This window comes from Streptomyces sp. NBC_01428 (genome assembly GCF_036231965.1).
Taxonomy (GTDB): domain Bacteria; phylum Actinomycetota; class Actinomycetes; order Streptomycetales; family Streptomycetaceae; genus Streptomyces.
Map to the genome: position 1 here is coordinate 4,646,204 of NZ_CP109499.1, position 22,389 is coordinate 4,668,592.

Annotated in this window: 20 protein-coding genes and 1 tRNA gene; 13 read left to right on the forward strand and 8 right to left on the reverse strand. The window is 71.2% G+C overall.

The genetic code is table 11. The features are described 5' to 3' along the window. Positions 1–80 precede the first annotated feature (80 nt). Positions 81–1,790, forward strand: coding sequence for a phenylacetic acid degradation protein PaaN (paaN, locus tag OG406_RS20135; protein WP_329187026.1), 1,710 nt, complete (start codon positions 81–83; stop codon positions 1,788–1,790). Between the two features lie 22 nt (positions 1,791–1,812). Here the strand turns inward: paaN and OG406_RS20140 are convergent, their stop codons facing one another. The 3 genes from OG406_RS20140 to OG406_RS20150 are packed head-to-tail and all read right to left on the reverse strand — an operon-like array spanning position 1,813 to position 4,990. Next, the gene (locus OG406_RS20140) at positions 1,813–2,562 is read right to left on the reverse strand and encodes a TrmH family RNA methyltransferase (RefSeq protein ID WP_329187027.1); all 750 of its coding nucleotides are present in this window, start codon (positions 2,560–2,562) and stop codon (positions 1,813–1,815) included. Further along, entirely contained in the window at positions 2,559–3,791 is a 1,233-nt protein-coding gene (locus OG406_RS20145; protein WP_329187029.1) for an HTTM domain-containing protein, read from the reverse strand. The genes OG406_RS20140 and OG406_RS20145 overlap by 4 nt, the downstream gene beginning before the upstream one ends. Beyond that, positions 3,788–4,990, reverse strand: coding sequence for a DUF5819 family protein (locus tag OG406_RS20150; RefSeq protein ID WP_443067091.1), 1,203 nt, complete (start codon positions 4,988–4,990; stop codon positions 3,788–3,790). Before OG406_RS20150 ends, OG406_RS20145 begins: the two co-directional genes overlap by 4 nt. Positions 4,991–5,313: 323 nt before the next feature. Between OG406_RS20150 and paaA the strand changes: the two genes are divergently transcribed. From paaA to OG406_RS20180, 6 genes are all read left to right on the forward strand, one after another. Continuing rightward, positions 5,314–6,354: a 1,2-phenylacetyl-CoA epoxidase subunit PaaA gene (gene paaA / locus OG406_RS20155; protein WP_326842765.1), complete on the forward strand. Its 1,041-nt coding sequence runs from the start codon at positions 5,314–5,316 to the stop codon at positions 6,352–6,354. Next, the gene (gene paaB / locus OG406_RS20160) at positions 6,351–6,638 is read left to right on the forward strand and encodes a 1,2-phenylacetyl-CoA epoxidase subunit PaaB (protein WP_164372737.1); all 288 of its coding nucleotides are present in this window, start codon (positions 6,351–6,353) and stop codon (positions 6,636–6,638) included. The genes paaA and paaB overlap by 4 nt, the downstream gene beginning before the upstream one ends. Next, a complete protein-coding gene (paaC, locus tag OG406_RS20165) occupies positions 6,635–7,354 on the forward strand; it encodes a 1,2-phenylacetyl-CoA epoxidase subunit PaaC (RefSeq protein ID WP_327409380.1) in 720 nt (239 codons plus the stop codon). The genes paaB and paaC overlap by 4 nt, the downstream gene beginning before the upstream one ends. Then, positions 7,348–7,893 carry a 1,2-phenylacetyl-CoA epoxidase subunit PaaD gene (gene paaD / locus OG406_RS20170; RefSeq protein WP_329187030.1) on the forward strand — a complete coding sequence of 182 codons (546 nt, stop codon included), beginning with the start codon at positions 7,348–7,350 and terminating at the stop codon, positions 7,891–7,893. Before paaC ends, paaD begins: the two co-directional genes overlap by 7 nt. Continuing rightward, positions 7,893–8,957, forward strand: a complete 1,065-nt coding sequence (locus OG406_RS20175; RefSeq protein ID WP_329187031.1) for a 2Fe-2S iron-sulfur cluster-binding protein — start codon at positions 7,893–7,895, stop codon at positions 8,955–8,957. Before paaD ends, OG406_RS20175 begins: the two co-directional genes overlap by 1 nt. A 241-nt stretch (positions 8,958–9,198) precedes the next feature. Then, entirely contained in the window at positions 9,199–10,332 is a 1,134-nt protein-coding gene (locus OG406_RS20180) for an acyl-CoA dehydrogenase family protein (RefSeq protein WP_327411055.1), read from the forward strand. 169 nt (positions 10,333–10,501) lie between these two features. Here the strand turns inward: OG406_RS20180 and OG406_RS20185 are convergent, their stop codons facing one another. The 4 genes from OG406_RS20185 to OG406_RS20200 all read right to left on the reverse strand — a co-directional run bounded on the left by OG406_RS20185 (position 10,502) and on the right by OG406_RS20200 (position 14,323). After that, a complete protein-coding gene (locus OG406_RS20185) occupies positions 10,502–10,849 on the reverse strand; it encodes a rhodanese-like domain-containing protein (protein ID WP_081218370.1) in 348 nt (115 codons plus the stop codon). Positions 10,850–10,914: 65 nt separating this feature from the next. Continuing rightward, positions 10,915–11,952, reverse strand: coding sequence for a hypothetical protein (locus OG406_RS20190; RefSeq protein ID WP_404128919.1), 1,038 nt, complete (start codon positions 11,950–11,952; stop codon positions 10,915–10,917). Between the two features lie 149 nt (positions 11,953–12,101). Continuing rightward, positions 12,102–13,733: a DUF2252 domain-containing protein gene (locus OG406_RS20195; protein ID WP_329187034.1), complete on the reverse strand. Its 1,632-nt coding sequence runs from the start codon at positions 13,731–13,733 to the stop codon at positions 12,102–12,104. Positions 13,734–13,951: 218 nt separating this feature from the next. Next, entirely contained in the window at positions 13,952–14,323 is a 372-nt protein-coding gene (locus OG406_RS20200) for a winged helix-turn-helix transcriptional regulator (RefSeq protein ID WP_164372733.1), read from the reverse strand. A gap of 306 nt (positions 14,324–14,629) precedes the next feature. Between OG406_RS20200 and OG406_RS20205 the strand changes: the two genes are divergently transcribed. After that, positions 14,630–15,283, forward strand: a complete 654-nt coding sequence (locus OG406_RS20205; RefSeq protein WP_267051348.1) for an FMN-dependent NADH-azoreductase — start codon at positions 14,630–14,632, stop codon at positions 15,281–15,283. A 436-nt stretch (positions 15,284–15,719) separates the two neighbouring features. Here the strand turns inward: OG406_RS20205 and OG406_RS20210 are convergent. Further along, a tRNA-Leu gene (locus OG406_RS20210) sits at positions 15,720–15,803 on the reverse strand. Positions 15,804–16,379: 576 nt separating this feature from the next. Between OG406_RS20210 and OG406_RS20215 the strand changes: the two genes are divergently transcribed. From OG406_RS20215 to OG406_RS20235, 5 genes are all read left to right on the forward strand, one after another. Beyond that, on the forward strand, positions 16,380–17,222 hold the full coding sequence (locus OG406_RS20215) for an FhaA domain-containing protein (RefSeq protein WP_164372731.1): 843 nt from the start codon (positions 16,380–16,382) through the stop codon (positions 17,220–17,222). Between the two features lie 10 nt (positions 17,223–17,232). After that, entirely contained in the window at positions 17,233–17,757 is a 525-nt protein-coding gene (locus OG406_RS20220; protein ID WP_164372730.1) for an FHA domain-containing protein FhaB/FipA, read from the forward strand. 128 nt (positions 17,758–17,885) lie between these two features. After that, a complete protein-coding gene (locus OG406_RS20225; protein ID WP_239155399.1) occupies positions 17,886–19,412 on the forward strand; it encodes a Stp1/IreP family PP2C-type Ser/Thr phosphatase in 1,527 nt (508 codons plus the stop codon). Positions 19,413–19,438: 26 nt separating this feature from the next. Next, positions 19,439–20,878 (forward strand): FtsW/RodA/SpoVE family cell cycle protein, encoded by a 1,440-nt coding sequence (locus OG406_RS20230; protein WP_081218363.1) that lies wholly within the window; start codon positions 19,439–19,441, stop codon positions 20,876–20,878. Then, complete coding sequence (locus tag OG406_RS20235; protein WP_164372728.1) at positions 20,875–22,347, forward strand: peptidoglycan D,D-transpeptidase FtsI family protein; 1,473 nt, start codon at positions 20,875–20,877, stop codon at positions 22,345–22,347. Before OG406_RS20230 ends, OG406_RS20235 begins: the two co-directional genes overlap by 4 nt. Positions 22,348–22,389 lie beyond the last annotated feature (42 nt).

Below are 22,389 nucleotides of genomic sequence, written 5' to 3' on the forward strand. Positions count from 1 at the left end.
GTTACTCTAACCCTGACTGTCCCTTCCTGCCCAGCTCGCGAGCTCGACGAAGAGCTCCTGAGACGAGGAGTTGGTCCTTGATGGCCGCCGAACTCACCGCGCACCAGCTGATCGCCCAGCACCGGCCCACCCTGGACCAGGCGCTGGAAGCGATCCGCACGCGCGCGTACTGGTCCCCGCACCCCGAGCACCCCAAGGCGTACGGCGAGCACGGCAGCCTGGGCATGGCCGAGGGCAAGGCCGCCTTCGACGCCCTGCTGGGCACCCGCCTCGACCTCGGACAGCCCGGCACGGACGACTGGGTCGGCGGCGAGATCTCGCCGTACGGCATCGAGCTGGGCGTGACCTACCCGCACGCGGACATCGACACGCTGCTGCCCGCCATGCGCGCCGGGCAGCGCGCCTGGCGGGACGCGGGCGCGGAGATCCGTGCCGCGGTCTGCCTGGAGATCATCAAGCGGATCAGCGACCGCACCCACGAGTTCGCGCACGCGGTCATGCACACCAGCGGCCAGGCCTTCATGATGGCGTTCCAGGCGGGCGGACCGCACGCGCAGGACCGCGGCCTGGAGGCGGTGGCGTACGCGTACGTGGAGCAGGTCCGCACCCCCGACACCGCGGAGTGGACCAAGCCCCAGGGCAAGCGCGACCCCCTCGCGCTGACCAAGGACTTCACGCCCGTCCCGCGCGGCATCGCGCTGGTGATCGGCTGCAACACCTTCCCGACGTGGAACGGCTATCCGGGCCTGTTCGCCTCCCTGGCCACGGGCAACGCGGTCCTGGTGAAGCCCCACCCGCGCGCGGTGCTGCCGCTCGCGCTCACCGTCCAGGTCGCGCGCGAGGTGCTCGCCGAGGCGGGCTTCGACCCGAACCTGGTGGCGCTGGCCGCCGAGCGACCCGGCGAGGGCATCGCGAAGACGCTGGCCACCCGCCCCGAGATCCGGATCATCGACTACACCGGCTCCACCGCGTTCGGCGACTGGCTGGAGACCAACGCCCGCCAGGCGCAGGTCTACACGGAAAAGGCCGGCGTGAACACGGTGGTCGTGGAGTCGACCGGCGACTACAAGGGGATGCTGTCCAATCTCGCGTTCTCCCTGTCGCTCTACAGCGGCCAGATGTGCACCACCCCGCAGAACCTGCTGATCCCGCGCGACGGCTTCCGCACGGACGAGGGCCCCAAGTCGTACGACGAGGTGGTCACCGACCTCGCGAAGTCGGTCGGCGGCCTGCTCGGCGACGACGCCCGGGCGAACGCGCTGCTGGGCGCCATCGTGAACCCGGACGTGAAGGCCCGCCTGGAGGCGGCCGCCGGACTGGGCGAAGTCGCCCTGCCCTCCAGGGAGATCGAGAACCCGGAGTTCCCGGACGCCGTCGTACGCACCCCCGTGATCGTGAAGCTCGACGGCGCGCGCAAGTACTGGGAGGGCGAGAGCGCCGACGAGGCGGCCTTCATGAGCGAGTGCTTCGGCCCGGTCTCCTTCGCCGTCGCGGTCGACTCGGCGGCGGACGCCGTGGAGCTGCTGCGGCGCACGATCAGGGACAAGGGCGCGATGACCGTCGGCGCGTACACCACGGACGAGGAGGTCGAGCGCGAGGTGCGGGAGGCCTGCCTGGAGGAGTGCGCCCAGCTCTCGCTGAACCTGACGGGCGGGGTGTACGTGAACCAGACGGCCGCGTTCTCGGACTTCCACGGATCGGGCGGGAACGGCGCGGCCAACGCGGCCCTGTGCGACGGCGCGTTCGTCTCGAACCGCTTCCGGGTCGTCGAGGTGCGCCGGGAGGCGTGAGCCGGCCGGAGGCCCGGCGGCCCTAAGCGGGTGCGCCCCCGGTCGCGCTCCAGTGGAACAGCGTCATGGCCACACTGGTCGCGAGGTTGTAGCTGGAGACCTGGGGGCGCATCGGCAGCGCCACCAAGTGGTCGGCCCGGGCGCGCAGTCCGGCCGACAGCCCGCTGCGCTCCGAGCCGAAGGCGAGCACCGCGTCGTCGGGGATCTTCGATCCGCGGATGTCCTCGCCCTCCGGGTCGAGCGCGAAGACCGGGCCCGGCGGCAGTTCGTCCATCGTCAGGCGTTCCACGGCGGTCGCGAAGTGCAGTCCGGCCCCGCCGCGCACGACGGTGGGGTGCCAGGGGTCCAGCGTGCCCGTGGTGACCACACCGGTCGCACCGAATCCCGCCGCCAGCCGGATCACCGCGCCGGCGTTGCCCAGGTTGCGCGGGTCGTCGAGGACGACGACGGGTGCGGTGCGGGGGGTGCGGGCCAGCGTCTCGAGATGGGCGGCCCGTGAGGGACGTACGGCAAGAGCGGCCACCGAGGTGGGGTGGGGACGCGTCACGAGGTGGGCGAACGCCGCCTCCGGGACCTCGGCCAGCAGGCCGTCCAGGGCCGCGCGGACGTCGGGGGCGAGTTCCGCGGCCAGCTCCAGTGTCGCCCGCCGGTCGGTGGTGACAGCGACCGGGATGTCGGCCCCGAAGCGCACCGCGTGCTTGAGGGCGTGGAAGCCGTCGAGCAGGACGGACTCGTCGGCGATCCGGTGCCAGACACGTACGGGGTCGTTCATGCGGTGAAGCCTACGTGCGTCGGTTCGGCCCCCTCCGGAACGCCCGGTTCGGGCGCCCGGGGACCCGGCACCGTACGGCCTCCGACAGCGGACAGGCGTCCACGCGTGCGTGCCGTCCATCCACCGAGGCGGCGCAGGAAGGACGTCGGCAGGAACACCGCGTCCGCGGCGATCATCGCGAGCGAGAAGAACGGCAGGCCGAGGACCACGGCGATCACCGCGTGCTCGGTCATCATCGCCACCAGCAGGACGTTCTTGACCCGCCGGTTGAACAGGGTGAAGGGGAAGGCGACCTGCATGATCACCGTGCCGTAGGTGACCAGCATGACGAGGGTGCCGTGCGCGGACAGCACGCCGGACAGGGCCGACCAGGGCGAGAAGTAGTCGAGGTGCAGCGGGTAGTAGACGGCGGTGCCGTCCTGCCAGCGCGAGCCCTGGACCTTGTACCAGCCGGCGGTCGCGTAGATCAGGCACGCCTCGGCCATGATGATCGACAAAGCGGCGTTGTGCGCGAGGTTGGCGACGACGTCCAGCAGGACGCGCGGCTCCGCGCTCCGCGCGAACCGGCGGACCGCCCACCACAGTCCCTGGGCCGCCCACAGCCCCCAGAACACCGTGAGCCAGCCGCCGAGCAGGCCGCCTTCGATCCGCCCGGCGCCCGTCGCCGTCGCCAGCAGGACACCGAGCACCGTCCACAGCACGGGCCCCACCCGGTCGGGCGCCGACCACTCTCCCCGCGCGCGTGCCTGGTGCGCGAGGCGCTCGCGGCGGGCGTCCAGGGACCACACCCGGCCACAGCGGGTGAACACCAGATAGATCGCCATCAGGTGCAGGACGTTGTCGCCGCCGTCCCCCATGAAGACGCTGCGGTTCTGCAGGGACAGCACGCCGATCATGAAGAGGACGGACATCGTCCGGGTCCGCCAGCCCGCCAGCAGCAGGACGCTGGACAGGACGGCAAGGGCGTAGACGATCTCGAACCACACCTGACTGTCGGACCAGAGCAGGGCCGTGAAGGCGTGATTGCTCGCGACGAGCCGCTGCGCGAGATCCCAGCTCCAGGGTCCGTCGGGCCCGTACATCTCCTGCCGGTGGGGGAACTCGCGTACCAGGAACAGCAGCCAGGTGGCGGCGAAGCCGATGCGGATCATCGCGGTCTGATAGGGCCCGAGGGCCGACTCGGTGACGCGGGCGATGCCGCGCGAGAGCGTCGGAGCGAATCGGTTCATCGGGCGCTCGCCTCCGTCAGGCCACCCGCGCGGTCGGCTGCGGGAACCGGCCACCAGGGCAGTTCGCGTACGACAGGCCGGTCGGACACCTTCTCGTCGCTCCACCGGGGCGGCTGCACGTCCGTCGTGCGGGAGCGGAACTGGACGCGTTCGACGGCCGCCCCGGCGCCGCCCGCGTGCTCGCGGTCGAGGCGCAGCACGGCGATGCGGCGCAGGTACCGCTCGGAGAGGTCGCCGCGCAGACCGGCGGGACGGTTCTCGGCGTCGTGCGTGCCGACGTAGAAGTCCCACGCACGGCGCAGTTCGTTCTGCTGGGTGTGGCTCGGCAGCGGGTTCCCGTCGATGGCGCGGCCGTCGAGCGCCGACAGGTCGTACCAGCCGGTCTCGCGGCTGATGCCGTCCGGGGACCGGACCAGGGCGCGGACCTGGACCCCGATGTTCTGCTGGAGCGGGTTGGGCGCGAAGAGCTTCCAGTTCTGCTCGAACTCGGGGTAGATCCACTCGTCGATCACCCGGCCGTGCTGCTTGGTCACCGTGTTCGACGGCGCGACGTGCAGGAACACCATGCCGAGGTGCACACAGGAGGCGACGGCGACCACGGCGAGGGCGAAGGCGGCGGCGATCTGATAGCGGAGGGAGAGGGCGGCCAGGCCCGCGGGCCTCGGCCCGTCGTCCGGGTCGGGGTCCGGGTAGGGGTCCGGGTCCGGGAGGGCGTCGTGGGTCCGTGGACGATCCCGGGGAGAGGGCCCATCCGGCCCGGCGTCGTCCGCCGTCGACAGATCGGGGAAGGACATGCGGCCGTCGCGGCCGGGCGCTCCCTGGTCGGGCACGGCACCACCGGGCGCCCAGCCGCCCGGAGAGGGACGACGGCGACCGGGGATCGCGGGGCCGGTCGCCCCGCCGTCGGACGGCTGGTCGTCGGACGCGGACGGGTCGAGGTCGGCGGGGTCGGCGCCTGCATGGTCGGCCTCGTTGCCGGCGGGCTCGGAGCCGGAGGGGCCGTCTGTGCGATCGAGGCCCGCCTGGTCGGAGCCCGCGGGGTCGGATCCGGCGGGGTCGTCTGCGCGATCGAGGCCCGCATGGCCGGGGACGTCCTGGCGATCGGGGCTCGCGCCGCCGGAGCCTGCGTGCTCGGAGCCTGCGTGCTCGGGGCCCGCCCCACCCGTGCCCGCCTGATCGGGCGGCACTCGATCGGGCATCGCGTGATCGGGCACGTCCGGGCCGGGCCCGGTCATGGGGCCCTCGTCGTTCGCGTCCATTCCGCCCCGATTCACGATCCCGAATCCGACTGCCGGCCGCCGGGCCGCGGGCGCCGCACCGCCACATCGCGCCTCACCACGGCGTTTCGCAAGCGAACCGTACTCAGCACCGGCCGCCCGGCACAGCCCCGTGCGTCACAACGGTCACGCGGACGCCCACGAGGTCATCCACAGCGGTTGACACCTTACGGCGCGCGACCGACCATTGTTGCGAGCGAACCGAACGATCGGTCGGTCGGGAACGAGAGGTCGAGGGGGACCGCATGGCGACAGCAGCAGCGCACCACACGGCCCGCACACAGGCGGACGAAGCCGCCGAGGAGGCGGCCCGCACAGCGGCGTACGAGGCGGTCTTCGACGCCGCGGTGGCGGCGGACGACCGCATCGAGCCCCGCGACTGGATGCCCGACGCCTATCGGTCGACCCTGGTCCGCCAGATCGCGCAGCACGCCCACTCCGAGATCATCGGCATGCAGCCGGAGGCCAACTGGATCACGCGCGCGCCCTCGCTGCGCCGCAAGGCGATCCTGATGGCGAAGGTCCAGGACGAGGCGGGCCACGGCCTGTATCTGTACAGCGCGGCGGAGACCCTCGGCACGAGCCGCGAGGAGCTGCTGGACAAGCTCCATTCCGGCCGTCAGAAGTACTCGTCGATCTTCAACTACCCGACGCTGACCTGGGCCGACGTCGGCGCCATCGGCTGGCTGGTGGACGGCGCCGCGATCACGAACCAGGTCCCCCTGTGCCGCTGCTCGTACGGCCCGTACGCGCGCGCCATGGTCCGCGTGTGCAAGGAGGAGTCCTTCCACCAGCGCCAGGGGTACGAGCTGCTCCTGGCCCTGAGCCGGGGGACGGCCGAGCAGCACGCGATGGCGCAGGACGCCGTGGACCGCTGGTGGTGGCCCTCCCTGATGATGTTCGGCCCGCCCGACGACGAGTCCTCGCACTCCGCGCAGTCGATGGCCTGGAAGATCAAGCGCCACTCGAACGACGAGCTGCGCCAGCGGTTCGTCGACATCTGCGTGCCGCAGGCAGCGTCCCTCGGCCTGACCCTGCCCGACCCGGACCTCGTCTGGAACGAGGAGCGCGGACAGCACGACTTCGGCGCCATCGACTGGACGGAGTTCCGCGAGGTCCTCAAGGGCAACGGCCCCTGCAACGAACAGCGGATCTCCCAGCGCCGGACGGCCCACGAGGAGGGCGCCTGGGTCCGGGAGGCGGCCGGGGTCTACGCGAAGAAGCACACGAGCGGAACCGGCGGCGCCGCGAGCACGGCCGGCGAGACAGGAGCGACCCGAGCATGACGAACACCGACTGGCCCCTGTGGGAGGTCTTCGTGCGCTCGCGCCGCGGACTCTCGCACACGCACGCCGGCAGCCTGCACGCGCCGGACGCCGAGCTGGCGCTGCGCAACGCGCGCGACCTGTACACGCGCCGCGGAGAGGGCGTCTCGATCTGGGTCGTCCCGTCGGCGGCCGTCACGGCCTCGTCGCCCGACGAGAAGGACCCCTTCTTCGAGCCGTCCGCGGACAAGCCCTACCGCCACCCGACGTTCTACGAGATCCCGGAAGGGGTGAAGCACCTGTGACGACCACCGTGAACACCACTGCCGCCCTGGCCCTCGGCGACGACGCCCTGGTGCTCTCGCACCGCCTGGGGGAGTGGGCGGGACACGCACCCGTCCTCGAAGAGGAAGTCGCCCTGGCGAACATCGCGCTGGACCTGCTCGGCCAGGCCCGGGTGCTGCTGTCCCTCGCCGGCGACGAGGACGAGCTGGCCTATCTCCGCGAGGAGCGCGCCTTCCGCAACCTCCAGCTGGTCGAGCAGCCGAACGGCGACTTCGCCCACACGATCGCCCGCCAGCTCTACTTCTCCACCTACCAGCGGCTCCTGTACGCCCAGCTGGCCGCCGGGGACGGAGAGTTCGCGCCCCTCGCCGCGAAGGCGGTCAAGGAGGTGGCCTACCACCAGGACCACGCCGAGCAGTGGACCCTGCGCCTCGGCGACGGCACGGACGTCAGCCACGAGCGGATGGACCGGGCCTGCCGGGCGCTGTGGCGGTTCACCGACGAGATGTTCCAGCCCGTAGAGGGCGTCGACGTCGACGGGGAAGCCATGCGGGCCGCCTGGCTGGAGTCCGTGACGGACGTCCTCGGCCGCGCCACCCTGTCCGTCCCCGACGGCCCGCGGTCCGGTGCCTGGACCGCGGGCGCCGGGCGCCAGGGAGTGCACACCGAGTCCTTCGGGCGGATGCTCGCCGAGATGCAGCACCTGCACCGCAGCCACCCGGGGGCGTCATGGTGACGGCCACCGCCCTGGAGGAGGAGCTGCGCCGGCTGGCCGGCTCCGTGCTCGACCCCGAGCTGCCCGTCCTCACGCTGGACGAGCTGGGCGTGGTCCGCGCGGTGCACGTGAAGGGCGCGGACTCCGTCGAGGTCGAGCTGACCCCGACGTACACGGGCTGCCCGGCCGTCGAGGCCATGTCCACCGACATCGAGCGGGTGCTGCACGAGCGCGGGATACGGGACGTGTCCGTGCGCACCGTGCTCAGCCCCGCCTGGTCCACCGACGACATCTCCGACGAAGGGCGCCGCAAGCTGCGGGAGTTCGGGATCGCGCCGCCCCGCGGTGGCCGTCCCGCGGGACCCGTGACGCTGTCCCTGGGCGCCACCCGCACCGCCGCCGACTCCGCTGCCGGAGCGCCGGAGCTGGAGCCGATCCTCTGCCCGACCTGCGGATCGGCCGACACCGAGCTGCTCAGCCGCTTCTCGTCCACCGCGTGCAAGGCACTGCGCCGCTGCCTGTCCTGCCGCGAACCGTTCGACCACTTCAAGGAGTTGTGATGGCCCGCTTCCACCCGCTCCCGGTGGCCGCGGTCGACCGGATCACCGACGACGCCGTGGCCCTGACCTTCGCGGTGCCCGACGGCCTGCGCGAGGAATTCCGGCACGCGGCCGGCCAGCACCTCGCCCTGCGCCGGACGATCGACGGTACGGAGATCCGGCGCACCTACTCGATCTGCTCGCCGGCACCCGCCCCCGGCGGGGAGGCACCGCGCACCCTGCGGGTCGGCGTGCGCCTGGTCGACGGCGGGGTGTTCTCCACCCACGCGCTCAAGGAGATCGCCGTCGGCGACGAGGTCGAGGTCATGACCCCGGCCGGACGCTTCACGCTGGAACCCTCGGCCGGTCTGTACGCGGCAGTGGTGGGCGGCAGCGGGATCACCCCGGTGCTGTCGATCGCCTCCACCCTCCTCGCCCACCGCCCGGACGCCAGGTTCTGCCTGATCCGCAGCGACCGCACCTCGGCGTCGACGATGTTCCTGGAAGAGGTCGCGGACCTCAAGGACCGCTATCCGCAGCGGTTCCAGCTCGTGACGGTCCTCTCCCGGGAGGAGCAGCAGGCCGGACTCCCGTCCGGACGGCTCGACCAGGAGCGGCTGACCCACCTGCTGCCCGCGATGCTCCCCGTGGACCAGGTCGCGGGCTGGTACCTGTGCGGGCCCATGGGCCTCGTGGAGGGCGCCGAGCAGGCGCTGCGCGGCCTGGGAGTGTCCAGGGGACGGATCCACCAGGAGATCTTCCACGTGGACGCGGGCACCGCGACCGTCTCGGTCATACCGGCGCCCGCGCACAGCACGGTGACGGCGCGGCTCGACGGACGCGGCGGAACGTGGCCCGTCCAGGCCGGCGAGTCCCTGCTGGACACCGTGCTGCGCAACCGGCCGGACGCGCCCTACGCCTGCAAGGGCGGCGTGTGCGGCACCTGCCGCGCCTTCCTGGTCTCGGGCGAGGTCCGGATGGACCGCAACTTCGCGCTGGAACCGGAGGAGACGGAGGCGGGCTATGTCCTGGCCTGCCAGTCCCACCCGTCCACGCAACAGGTGGAGTTGGACTTCGACCGCTGAGCCCGTGCAGGCCGGCCCTCGGGTCGGCCTCGCCGGTGGCCGTAACCTCTCGGCGCGCGACCGCCACCGTGACGGCCCACCGCAGGCGATCGACGGCTGACGGCTGACGGCAACCGTCCCCCGGCCACCCGTGTCCGTTCCCCGGCCGTTCCCTTCTCGTAGAACCTGTTCTATCTTGACGCTCCGTCAGATCAGGCGTCCTGTCTGATCGATGGTCCGGCGCGTGCGGGAGGACGGGATCGTGGACTTCACCTTCACCGAGGAGCAGCAGGCGGCGGTCGAGGCGGCGAAGGCGGTGTTCGCCGGTGTCGCTCCGGACGGCGTCCCCAGCCCCGCCCTCACCGCGGGCGCCGTCGCGGCGGACTTCGACCGGCCGGTGTGGGCGAAGCTCGCCGACGCGGACCTGCTGAGCCTGCTGCTCGACGAGGAGTACGGCGGGGCGGGCCTCGACGCTGTCGCCCTGTGCCTGGTGCTGCGGGAGTCCGCGAAGGTGCTGGCACGGGTTCCGCTGCTGGAGAGCAGCGCGGCGGCCGTGGCCGTACAGCGGTACGGCGGACCGGAGTCGAAGGCCGATCTGCTCGCGCGGGCGGGCCGGGGCGAGCTCGTGATGACGGTCGCCGCCAGCGGCAGGACCGGGCACGAACCGGCCGAACGGGCCGTGAGCGCGCGGCTGGACGATGACGCCTGGGTGCTGGACGGCACGCAGACCGCCGTCCCCTGGGCCTACGGCGCCGACATCATCGTCGTTCCCGCGCACACCGACACCGGCCGGACCGTCCTCGCCCTGGTCCCGCGTGACCTCGACGGGGTCGTACTGGCCGAGCAGATCTCCACGACCGGCGAACGGCTCGGCCGGCTGCGCCTGGATTCCGCACGCATCGCCCCCCGGGATGTCATCACCGCGGAGGGCGCGTGGGAGTGGTTGCGCGAGCTGCTGGCCACCGGGACCTGTGCGCAGGCGCTGGGTCTCGGTGAGGCGGTGCTCCGGATGACGAGTGAATACACGGGAAAGCGGGAGCAGTTCGGGTTCCCGGTCGCCACGTTCCAGGCGGTCGCCGTGCAGGCCGCCGACCGCTACATCGACCTGCGGGCGATGGAGGCCACTCTCTGGCAGGCCGCCTGGCGGCTCGACACGGGGGCCGGCGGCCCGCTTCCGGCCTCCGGTGACGTGGCCGTCGCCAAGATCTGGGCCTCCGAGGGTGTCCGCAGGGTCGTACAGACCGCCCAGCACCTGCACGGCGGATTCGGCGCCGACACCGACTACTCCCTGCACCGCTATCACGCCTGGGCCAAGCAGCTGGAACTGTCCCTGGGCCCGGCGGCAGCCCACGAGGAGGCGCTGGGCGATCTGCTGGCGGCGCACCCCTTGGGCTGAAGCCCGCGCAGCCACCGCGCCGACGCGCCTGTCCGACCCTCCGCCAGGCCACGGCGCGGTTCCTGGCGGGGACCCGGTTCCGGGGCCTCTTCACGAGGGCGACCGTCACGGCCGCGGCACGGAACCGGGAGCCACACTCCTACAGCTGCGGGTGCGGGTACAGGTGCGGCTACAGCACGAAGCCGGACTCGCCCTTGTCGTTCACGACGGGACGGCCGGTGGCCTCCCAGTGGTGCATGCCGCCTTCGACGTTCACGGCGTCGATGCCCTGCTGGACCAGGTACTGCGTGACCTGGGCCGACCGTCCCCCGGAGCGGCAGATCACGTTGACCCGGCCGTCCTGCGGCGCCGCCTCGGTCAACTCGCCGTACCGGGCCACGAATTCACTCATGGGGATGTGCAGCGCCCCCTCGGCATGACCTGCCTCCCACTCGTCGTCCTCCCGGACGTCCAGCAGGAAGTCGTCGACGGTGAGATGGTCGACTCCGACGGTGGGCACACCAGCTCCGAAACTCATGCCTCCGACGCTACCCGACCGCGCCGACGGAACAGTCCGGGGAGCCTCGCCGGAAGGCGGGGCACTCAGGGAGCCTGGGCGATCAGCTCCGCCAGCTCGGCCTCTCGCTCACCGACCTGCGTCAGCAGCTGTTCGGCGATCTCCTCGAGCAGCTTGTCCGGGTCCTCCGGAGCAAGCTTGAGCATCGCGCCGATGGCGCTCTCCTCCAGTTCGCTCGCGACGAAGGCCAGCATCTCCTTGCGCTGGGCGAGCCATTCGAGGCGCGCGTAGAGCTCCTCGCTGCGGCTCGGCTTCCACTCCTGGGGGGCGGGTCCGGCGGCCCACTCCTCGGCCAGCTCCCGCAGCAGCTTCTCGTCCCCCCGCGCGTACGCGGCGTTCACGCGGGCGATGAACTCGTCCCGGCGCTTGCGCTCGTCCTCGTCCTGCGCGAGGTCGGGGTGCGCCTTGCGGACCAGCTCGCGGAAGAACTTGCGGGCCTCCTCGCTGGGGCGCACCCGCTGCGGGGGCCGCACCGGCTGCTCCGTGAGCATCGCGACGGCCTCGGGGAACAGGCCGTCCGAGTCCATCCAGCCGTGCAGCAGTTCCTCGACACCGGGCATGGGCATGACCCGCGCCCGCGCCTCCTGTGCCTTGCGCAGGTCCTCCGCGTCGCCGGTGCGGGCGGCGCGCGCCTCGGCGATGTCGGCGTCCAGTTCGTCGAGCCGGGAGTACATCGGGCCGAGCCTCTGGTGGTGCAGGCGCGAGAAGTTGTCGACCTCGACGCGGAAGGTCTCCACGGCGATCTCGAACTCGATCAACGCCTGCTCGGCGGCCCGCACGGCCCGTTCCAGCCGTGCCTCGGGCCGAGCGTCCTCGCTCAGGACCTCGGCCGCCGCTTCCCCGCCGGTGCCGGCCTCGCCTTCGGTCCCGCTCGCGGCGGGGTTCTCGGCGGCCGGGGAGGCCTCCGTCCCCTGCGTGGCCTGCGCGTCCGAGGGACCGCCGCCCTCGCCCGGGGAGTCCTTCGGCGTCTCGCCCGCCGGAGCGTCGGCCGGAGCACCGGACTGTTCCCGGGCCCCCTCGATGGTGGGCTCGGACTGGCTCTGATCGGCTTCCGGGGTCGTCACCCGACCAGCGTAGGCCACGCTCCCCCGCGGCTCACGGTCTTCCCCGCCTCTCCACCCACCTGACCGGCCACAACGGCCCCAAAGACCCCAACCGCCCCGGTCATCCCGACGGCTTCCCCGGCACCGGGACCGCCGACGCGGGCGGCAGGTCAGACTCCCGGTTCGGAGGCGATCCGACCGGCCCTGACCGCCTCCACCAGAGCCGCGTGGTCCGCCTCGGTGCGGTCCGCGTAGGCGACGGCGAAGGAGGCGACGGCCTCGTCCAGTGCCTCCTTCTTCCCGCAGTAGCCGGAGACGAGACGCGGATCGACGCTGTGACTGTGGGCGCGGGCCAGCAGCGCACCGGTCATGCGGCCGTAGTCGTCCATCTGGTCCGCGGCGAGGGCGGCGGGGTCGACGCTGCCCTTGCGGTTGCGGAACTGGCGCACCTGGAAGGGAAGACCGTCGACCGAGGTCCAGCCCAGCAGGTTGTCGCTGACCACCTGCATCCGCTTCTGTCCGAGGACGACCCGGCGGCCTTCGTGCGCCACCTCGGGTATCCGGTGCCCGGCCGTCGCCAGATGGGGCAGCAGGGCCGAAGCGCGGGCTTCCTTCACCTGGAGGACGAGCGCCTCGCCCCGGTGGTCCAGGAGCAGCACGACGTACGAGCGGGTGCCGACGCTGCCCGTGCCGACGACGCGGAAGGCGACGTCGTGCACGGCGTAGCGCGCGAGCAGGGGGAGACGGTCCTCCGAGAGCGTCGTCAGATAGTGCTCCAGCGACGCGGCGACCACGGCCGCCTCCGCGTCGGGCACCCGGCGCAGCACGGGCGGTGCATCGACGAACCTGCGCCCACCGCCCTCCACCGCCTCGGTCGACCGGGCCGCGAACCGCCCGCTGGTGTTGGCCCGCGCCTTCTCGGAGACCCGCTCCAGGGTGCCGAGCAGATCGTGGGCGTCGGCGTGGGAGACGAGTTCCTCGTCGGCGATGGCGTTCCAGGCGTTCAGCACCGGCAGCTTGGCCAGCAGGCGCATGGTGCGGCGGTAGGCGCCCACGGTGTCGTACGCGGCGGCACGGCAGGTGTCCTCGTCCGCCCCCGCCTCCCGTCCGGCCAGCACGAGAGAGGTGGCGAGCCGTTTGAGGTCCCACTCCCAGGGGCCGTACACCGTCTCGTCGAAGTCGTTCAGATCGATGACGAGGCCGCCGCGGGCGTCGCCGTACAGGCCGAAGTTCGCCGCGTGGGCGTCGCCGCAGATCTGGGCGCTGATCCCGGTCATGGGGGTGCGGGCGAGGTCGTAGCCCATGAGGCCGGCGGAACCGCGCAGGAAGGCGAAGGGGGTGGCGGCCATTCTGCCGACCCGGATAGGGGTGAGATCGGAGAGCCTGCCGCGGTTGGACTCCTCGACCGCGGACACGGCGTCGGGCCGGTCGGCGTCCGACGTCAGCTCGGCGTGCGCGGCGTGCGGCACCCGCCCGCGCAGGGCCTTGCCCTCCGCCTTGGGCGACCCCTGCACCGGCCAGGCGGCGAAGCCCGGAATGCCGAATCCCCGGCTCCCGAAGCCCTCCACGGCCGACCGGCGCTCGGCCAGGGACACCACCCTGGGCAGCGGCGCGGTCCCGGTCGAGGACGGTCCGTCCGGATGCACCGCGCGCTTCCCCGGCTCCGCGCCGGAGACCGGGTGCTCGGCCCGGCCACCGCCCTCCTGCCGGTCGGACCCTGCGGCTCGGCCGGCCTCGGACCGCCCGTCCGGCACGGCCTCGACCGCCTGCTGCTCCGCCCCCGCTGAACCGACCTCGGCCATGAAGACCGCCTCCCCCGCACACGAACATCAACTCGTGCCGACCGTACAGCCGGTCGCGAAAACGCGTCAGACCCTGTGGACAACTCGGCCGGCACCCGGTCCGGACCGCATCGGCCCCGCGTCATCAGTGCGAGCGGCGCGCACCTCGGTGACGTCGGCGCCCACAGCGGCGGACCGCCCGCAGACGGCCGGCGAGACGTCGGTCACGCCGCCCCGGCCTACTTCCGCAGTTCTCCCGGGCACGGCCCGCTACCCGGCAGATACGTCTCCGCCCAGGCGCCCAGTTCCTTGAGCGCGGGCTCCAGCGCCGCACCGGCCTCCGTCAGGCGGTACGCAACCCGCAGCGGAGGCCCCTCGTTGACCTCGCGCACGACCAGGCCCGCCACGGCGAGTTCGGTCAGCCGGTCGGAGAGCATCCGTTCGCTGATGCCGGGGATCGCTCTACGCAACTCGGCGAAGTGGACGGGATGTTGCATCAGAACGGCGACGACCAGTCCCGTCCAGCGCTTTCCGAGCAGCGTGAAGACGCGGGTCATGCCGTCGTCGACCTTCTGGCACGGCCCCGCGTCGTGGCTTCCCGGTTCTGCCATGCCTCCAGAGTACTGCGTCCACACAAGGGGATGAAAAAAAGTAAGTAGCTGTGTTATCTCTAGTTAGGTACGAATGAGAAGCCCTCCAGGGCGTCCCGTCAGTTAGGTACGAATGAGAAGCCCTCCAGGGCGTCCCGTCGCCGTCCGTGCGTCGCCCTGCCCTGGATCCGTTTTCGAAGCCCTGCCCGGGCCCGTCCTCACCAGGTCGACCGGACTCGGCACCAAGAGCCCGCCAGGGCTCCGCCCCACGGCCCTCCCCGGGCCGGCGGGCTCCACCGGTTCACCCCGCTCTTCTTGGAGATCCCCATGGCCACCCTCCTCCACATCGACTCGTCCGTTTTCCCGGGCAGCGCCTCCACCTCGCGCGCCGTGACGGACGCCTACCGCACCGCCTGGCAGGAGCAGCACCCCGACGGCACGGTCATCTACCACGACCTCGCCGCCGAGCCCGTGCCGCACATCACCGCCGAGGCCCACACCGCCGGGTTCGCCGCCCCGGACACCCACAGCCCCGAGCAGGCCGAGGCCTTCGCCGCGCGCGTGAAGCTCATCGAGGAGCTGGAGCGCGCGGACGCGATCCTGATCGGCGCCCCGATGTACAACTTCTCGATCCCCTCGACCCTCAAGGCGTGGCTCGACAACGTGGTCCTGGTCGGCCGCACCGCCATGACCGAGGAGTCGCGGATCAAGGGCACCCCGGTGACCGTGGTCGCCAGCCGTGGCGGCTCGTACGCGCCGGGCACCCCGCGCGCGGGCTTCGAGTACGTGCAGAACTACCTGGAGGCCGTGCTGCGCGACATGCTCGGGCTGGACCTCGACTTCATCGTCCCGGAGCTCACCATGGCGCCGAGCAACCCGGCGATGTCCGAGCTGGTCCCCCTCTTCGAGGCGTCCCGCGACAAGGCCCTCCAGGACGCGGCCGCCAAGGCGAAGGACGTCGCACAGCGCGTCGCCGCGTAATCCCGCGGCCGGGGCAGCCGGCTGTCGGCGCTCCTCAACCCACCTGCCCACGACGTCACCGGGCCCCGCAGGGCGCATCCCCTCACCCTGCGGGGCCCGGCGCGCTTTCCGTGTGACTCCGTCCACTTTTTGCGGGACTTCACCGGAAACGGCTCACCGGTCGACGACACGGGAGCCCCACCCTCGGGCATCTGAGAGCATCGTCACACTTAGCCGCGCCCGCACGGGCCCCCCAGGCGGGTCGCCGGGCCGGGCCGCGACAGGACGGCCGTGACGATCCATCACGCGATCCGCGGGGTGATCGGCCAGGCTCCGGGCCGGTTCCAGGCCGCTCCCGGACCGGAACCGGCCGGCGCACCATCCGGAACCACCGGAGGCACGGCCACGGACAACGCAAAAGCCCCGCAGGTCCGAAGACCTGCGGGGCTTTCAACTGTGCGCGAGGGGGGAGTTGAACCCCCACGCCCTTTCGGGCACTGGAACCTGAATCCAGCGCGTCTGCCTATTCCGCCACCCGCGCATTGGGTGTGTCGTCCGTCTCTCACCGAGTGGTGCGAGCGCCTGCCGACATCCAGAAGATTAGCACGCTGTCAGGGGTGGATTCACATCCCTTTTCCCAGCCCCGGGCACCCACGGTCCACCGCCCGGCGTCGGGCGCTCCGGGCCCGGTGCCCGTGCGGCGCCCGGCCTGTACCCCTCGCGGCCCCGCCTCCGCCGTAGACCGGCTCCGTCACATGGACACCGTTCCGCCCCACACGTCTCAGACCGAGCCGGGTCACGTATCAACCTCGTACCGGTCCTGCCCATCTCCCCAGGAGCCGGACGGGCCGCACAGTCAGGTGCGGGACACTGGTCGCGGGGCGCCTCTACGATCCATGGCACGAGTAGTGCCGGGAAGAGTTCGAAGAGGGCCCTCTCAGGGAACGTGCGGAGGGGACTTCCGAAGGCGTCGACAACCTGTCGACCGGGCCGACAGGGGGAACCAGCCGATTTCCCGACGCGTGGATACGATCAGTAGGCAGTACGAGCAACGCCAGCACGATCAGGTAGACGACAGCAAGCTGTACCAGGACGGCTACGCAGGAGGAGGTGCCCCATGGGAGTCCTGAAGAAGTTCGAGCAGCGTCTCGAAGGTCTGGTCAACGGCACCTTCGCCAAGGTGTTCAAGTCCGAGGTCCAGCCCGTGGAGATCGCCGGAGCGCTGCAGCGCGAGTGCGACAACAACGCCACGATCTGGAACCGCGACAGGACCGTCGTCCCCAACGACTTCATCGTCGAGCTGAGCACGCCGGACTTCGAGCGCCTCAGCCCGTACTCCGGCCAGCTGGGCGACGAGCTCGCCGGCATGGTCCGCGACTACGCCAAGCAGCAGCGCTACACCTTCATGGGACCCATCAAGGTCCACCTGGAGAAGGCGGACGACCTCGACACCGGTCTCTACCGGGTACGCAGCCGTACGCTCGCCTCCTCCGCCAACCAGCAGTCCCCGGAGCGTGCCCCCGCGGGCCCCGCCCCGGCGGCACCCCGCGGCGCCCAGGGTGGCTACGGCTATCCGCCAGCGGCCGCTCCTCCCATGCCGTCCGCGCCGCCGCCCGGCGGCCGCTCGGGCGCGGCACCCTCGGGTGCCCGGCCCCCGGCCGCTCCGGCGGCGGGTGCCCGTATGCGGCACTGGGTGGAGATCAACGGCGCACGCCATCAGATCTCCCGCTCGACGCTGGTGCTCGGCCGCAGCACCGAAGCCGACGTGCGGATCGACGACCCCGGCGTATCGCGCCGGCACTGTGAGATCCGGACCGGAACGCCCCCGACGATCCAGGATCTCGGGTCCACCAACGGCATCGTGGTGGACGGGCAGCACACCACCCGCGCTACGCTCCGCGACGGCTCGCGGATCGTCGTGGGCAGCACCACCATCATTTACCGGCAAGCCGAAGGGTGAAGCGGGGGCAATGTCAGAGCTGACCCTCACGGTCATGCGGCTGGGTTTCCTGGCCGTACTGTGGCTGTTCGTGATCGTGGCCGTGCAGGTCATCCGCAGCGACCTGTTCGGAACGCGCGTCACGCAGCGCGGCTCGCGCCGGGAGGCCCAACGGCCTCAGCAGGCCGCGCGACAGGCCGCGCCTCCGCAGCAGCGCCAACAGCAGCAACCGCCCAGCGGCGGCGGCCGGCAGCGCCGTGGCGCCCCGTCCAAGCTGGTCGTCTCGGAGGGCACCCTCACGGGCACGACTGTCGCCCTCCAGGGGCAGACCATCACCCTGGGACGTGCCCACGACAGCACCATCGTGCTGGACGACGACTACGCGTCGAGCCGGCATGCCAGGATCTACCCGGACCGGGACGGCCAGTGGATCGTCGAGGACCTCGGCTCCACCAACGGCACGTATCTCGACCGGAGCCGACTGACGACCCCCACGCCCGTTCCGCTGGGCGCGCCGATCCGCATCGGCAAGACAGTCATCGAGCTGCGGAAGTAGTGCCACGTCATGAATGAGCGCGAGCGGAGCGAGCACGCGGCGGCGGTCCACGTGGTGGATCCCGGCGCGCTCCCGACCGGAGGGTGGGCACCGTGCGGATGTACCCGGAGCCGACGGGCGAGGTGCGCATGAGTCTGTCACTGCGCTTCGCCGCCGGATCGCACAAAGGCATGATCCGCGAGGGCAACGAGGACTCCGGCTACGCCGGTCCCCGGCTGCTCGCGATCGCCGACGGGATGGGCGGCCAGGCCGCCGGTGAGGTCGCCAGCTCCGAGGTGATCTCCACCATCGTCGCGCTCGACGACGACGTGCCCGGCTCCGACATCCTCACCTCGCTCGGCACCGCCGTGCAGCGCGCCAACGACCAGCTCCGGCTGATGGTCGAGGAGGACCCGCAGTTGGAGGGCATGGGCACCACGCTCACCGCCCTGCTGTGGACGGGCCAGCGCCTCGGTCTCGTCCACGTCGGCGACTCCCGCGCCTACCTGCTGCGCGACGGCGTGCTCACGCAGATCACGCAGGACCACACCTGGGTGCAGCGCCTCGTTGACGAGGGACGCATCACCGAGGAAGAGGCCACCACCCACCCGCAGCGCTCCCTGCTGATGCGCGCGCTGGGCAGCGGAGACCACGTCGAGCCGGACCTCTCCATCCGCGAAGTCCGCGCCGGCGACCGCTACTTGATCTGCTCCGACGGCCTCAGCGGCGTCGTCTCCCACCAGACGATGGAGGAGACGCTCGCCAGCTACCAGGGCCCGCAGGAGACCGTCCAGGAGCTCATCCAGCTCGCGCTGCGCGGCGGCGGCCCGGACAACATCACCGTCATCGTGGCCGACGTCCTCGACATCGACTCCGGTGACACCCTCGCCGCCCAGCTCTCCGACACCCCGGTCGTGGTCGGCGCCGTCGCCGAGAACCAGCTGCAGCTGCAGGACAACGGCGCGATGCAGACGCCCGCCGGACGGGCCTCCAGCCTCGGCCGGCAGGTCCCCGGACAGGGCGGCGGCGGCGAGTTCGGCCCGCCCGGCAGCGGCGACACCACCGGCTACGTCTCCACGGGCGGCTTCGGCGACTACTCGGACGAGGACTTCGTCAAGCCGCGCAAGGGCCGCAGGTGGCTGAAGAGATCCTTCTACACCGTCCTGGCGCTCGCCGTCATCGGCGGTGGCCTGTACGGCGGTTACCGCTGGACGCAGACGCAGTACTACGTCGGCACCAAGGGCGAGCACGTGGCCCTGTACCGCGGCATCAGCCAGGACCTCGCCTGGGTCTCGCTCTCGAAGGTGGAGAAGGATCACCCCGAGATCGAACTCAAGTACCTGCCGCCGTACCAGCAGAAGCAGGTCAAGGAGACCATCGCCGAAGGCGGCCTCGGCGACGCCAGGTCGAAGGTCGACGAGCTCTCCGTCCAGGCCTCCGCATGCAAGAAGGACGCGCAGCGCCGCGCGGCCGAGAGCGAGAACAACGCGAAGACCGGTGAGGGCAAGGCCGGTGGGACCACGGGAACCACAAAGACCTCCCTGACGTCCAAGGCCACGTCCAGCCCGAGCCCGACACCTTCGTCCTCCCAGTCCACGACCGCACCCACTCCCACACCCGGCCCCAGCCTCTCCGACGAGGAGCAGAAGCTGGTCTCGCTGTGCGGTAAGCAGTAAGAAGCCGTGAGGGGCCCTGTCACACGATGAGCAGTAGTACGAACACGCCGACGCACCACACGTCCACGATCGGATCGATCGGCGCACCGAGCCGACGCAACACCGAACTGGCCTTGCTGGTGTTCGCCGTTGTCATCCCGGTGTTCGCCTACGCCAACGTGGGCCTCGCCATCGACGACCAGGTGCCCGCGGGGCTGCTGAGTTACGGCCTGGGCCTCGGCCTGCTCGCGGCCGTCGCCCACCTCGTCGTACGGAAGTTCGCTCCGTACGCGGACCCGCTGCTGCTGCCGGTGGCCACACTGCTGAACGGGCTCGGTCTCGTCGTCATCTGGCGCCTCGACCAGTCCAAACTGCTCCAGCAGATCAAGCAGGCCGGCACCGCGGCGCCACGCCAGCTGATGTACACCGCGCTGGGCATCGCCCTGTTCGTAGTCGTCCTGGTGTTCCTGAAGGACCACCGCGTCCTGCAGCGCTACACCTACATCTCCATGGTCGGCGCCCTGGTGCTGCTGCTCCTGCCGCTCGTCCCCGGCCTCGGCGCCAACATCTACGGCGCCAAGATCTGGATCCACGTCGGCAGCTTCTCCATCCAGCCCGGTGAGTTCGCGAAGATCGTCCTGGCGATCTTCTTCGCCGGCTATCTGATGGTGAAGCGCGACGCGCTCGCCCTGGCCAGCCGCCGCTTCATGGGCCTCTACCTGCCGCGCGGCCGCGACCTGGGCCCGATCCTGGTCGTCTGGTTCATCTCGATCCTCATCCTGGTGTTCGAGACCGACCTCGGTACCTCGCTGCTGTTCTTCGGAATGTTCATCATCATGCTGTACGTCGCCACCGAGCGGACCAGCTGGATCGTCTTCGGTCTGCTGATGTCCGCGGCGGGCGCGGTCGGCGTGGCGACCTTCGAACCGCACGTCCAGCAGCGTGTCCAGGCATGGCTCAACCCCATGGGCGAGTACAAGCTCAGCCAGTCGGGCGCGCCCGGAGTCCACTCCGAGCAGGCCATGCAGGCCCTGTGGGCGTTCGGCTCCGGCGGCACCCTCGGCACCGGCCTCGGCCAGGGCCACTCCGAGCTGATCCGGTTCGCCGCCAACTCCGACTTCATCCTCGCCACGTTCGGCGAGGAGATGGGCCTCGCCGGCATCATGGCGATCCTGGTCCTCTACGGCCTGATCGTCGAGCGCGGCGTCCGCACGGCCCTCGCCGCCCGCGACCCCTTCGGCAAGCTCCTCGCCGTCGGCCTCTCCGGCGCCTTCGCGCTCCAGGTCTTCGTGGTCGCCGGCGGTGTGATGGGCCTCATCCCGCTGACCGGTATGACGATGCCCTTCCTCGCGTACGGCGGTTCGTCCGTCATCGCCAACTGGGCGCTCATCGGCATCCTGATCCGCATCAGTGACACCGCGCGCAGGCCGGCCCCCGCGCCCGCCCCCAGCCCCGACGCCGAGATGACCCAGGTGGTCCGACCGTGAACAAGCCCCTGCGCCGAATCGCGATCTTCTGCGGGCTGCTCGTCCTCGCCCTGCTCCTCCGCGACAACTGGCTCCAGTACGTCCAGGCGGACGAGCTGCGCACGGACACGGCCAACCGCCGCGTGAACATCGAGCGGTACGCCACTCCGCGCGGCGACATCATCGTGGACGGCAACCCGATCACCGGGTCCGTGAAGTCCAAGACGGGCGACTACGAGTACAAGCGCACGTACAAGGACGGCGCGATGTGGGCGCCCGTCACGGGCTACGCCTCGCAGGCCTTCGGCGCCAACCAGCTCGAGAAGATCGACGACGGCATCCTCACCGGCAACGACGACCGGCTGTTCTTCCGGAACACGCTCGACATGATCACCGGCAAGAAGAAGCAGGGCGGCAACGTCGTCACGACCCTGAACGGCGCCGCGCAGAAGGCGGCCTTCCAGGGACTCGGAGCGAAGAAGGGCGCCGTCGCCGCGATCGATCCCAAGACGGGCGCGATCCTGGCGCTTGCCTCGACGCCGTCGTACGACCCGTCGACCTTCGCGGGCAACTCCACGACCACGGACTCCAAGGCGTGGGAGAGCCTGCAGAAGAAGAAGAATCCCGACGACCCGATGCTCAACCGGGCGCTGCGGGAGACCTACCCGCCGGGCTCGACCTTCAAGGTCGTCACCGCCGCCGCCGCGCTGGAGAACGGTCTCGTCCCTGACGCGGACACCAAGACGGACTCCCCGGACCCGTGGACCATGCCGGGCACCACGACCAAGCTGCCCAACGAGGGCAACCTGCCCTGCAAGAACGCCGACCTGCGCACCGCGCTCCGGGTGTCCTGCAACACGGTCTTCGGCAAGGTCGGCTCGGACCTCGGCAACGACAAGATGCTGGAGGAGGCCAAGAAGTTCGGCTTCGGCTCCGAGCAGTTCACGCCGATCCGTTCCAGCGCCTCGGTCTTCTCGGACGACATGAACCAGTCGCAGACCGCGCTGTCCTCGATCGGCCAGTACAACACCGCCGCCACCCCGCTCCAGATGGCGATGGTGGCCTCCGCGGTCGCCAACGACGGCGCCCTGATGAAGCCGTACATGGTGAGCGAGCTGAGCACCCACAACCTCGACGTCATCGAGCACACGGACCCCGAGAAGTTGAGCCAGCCGCTCAGCGAGAAGAACGCCCAGGTCCTCCAGTCGATGATGGAGACGGTGGTCAAGAGCGGTACCGGCACCAGCGCCGCGATCCCGGGCTACACCGTCGGCGGCAAGACGGGCACCGCCCAGCACGGCATCGACAACAGCGAGAAGCCGTACGCCTGGTTCATCTCCTACGCGAAGCTCTCCGACGGCAGCTCGCCGGTGGCCGTGGCCGTGGTCGTCGAGGACGGCAGCGCCAACCGTGACGACATCTCCGGTGGCGGCCTCGCCGCTCCTATCGCAAGGGACGTGATGAAGGCAGTCATCGACAGCAAGAAGTGACCCCGATCACGTCCCCTTCACATCGGTGCACGTTGCGATACC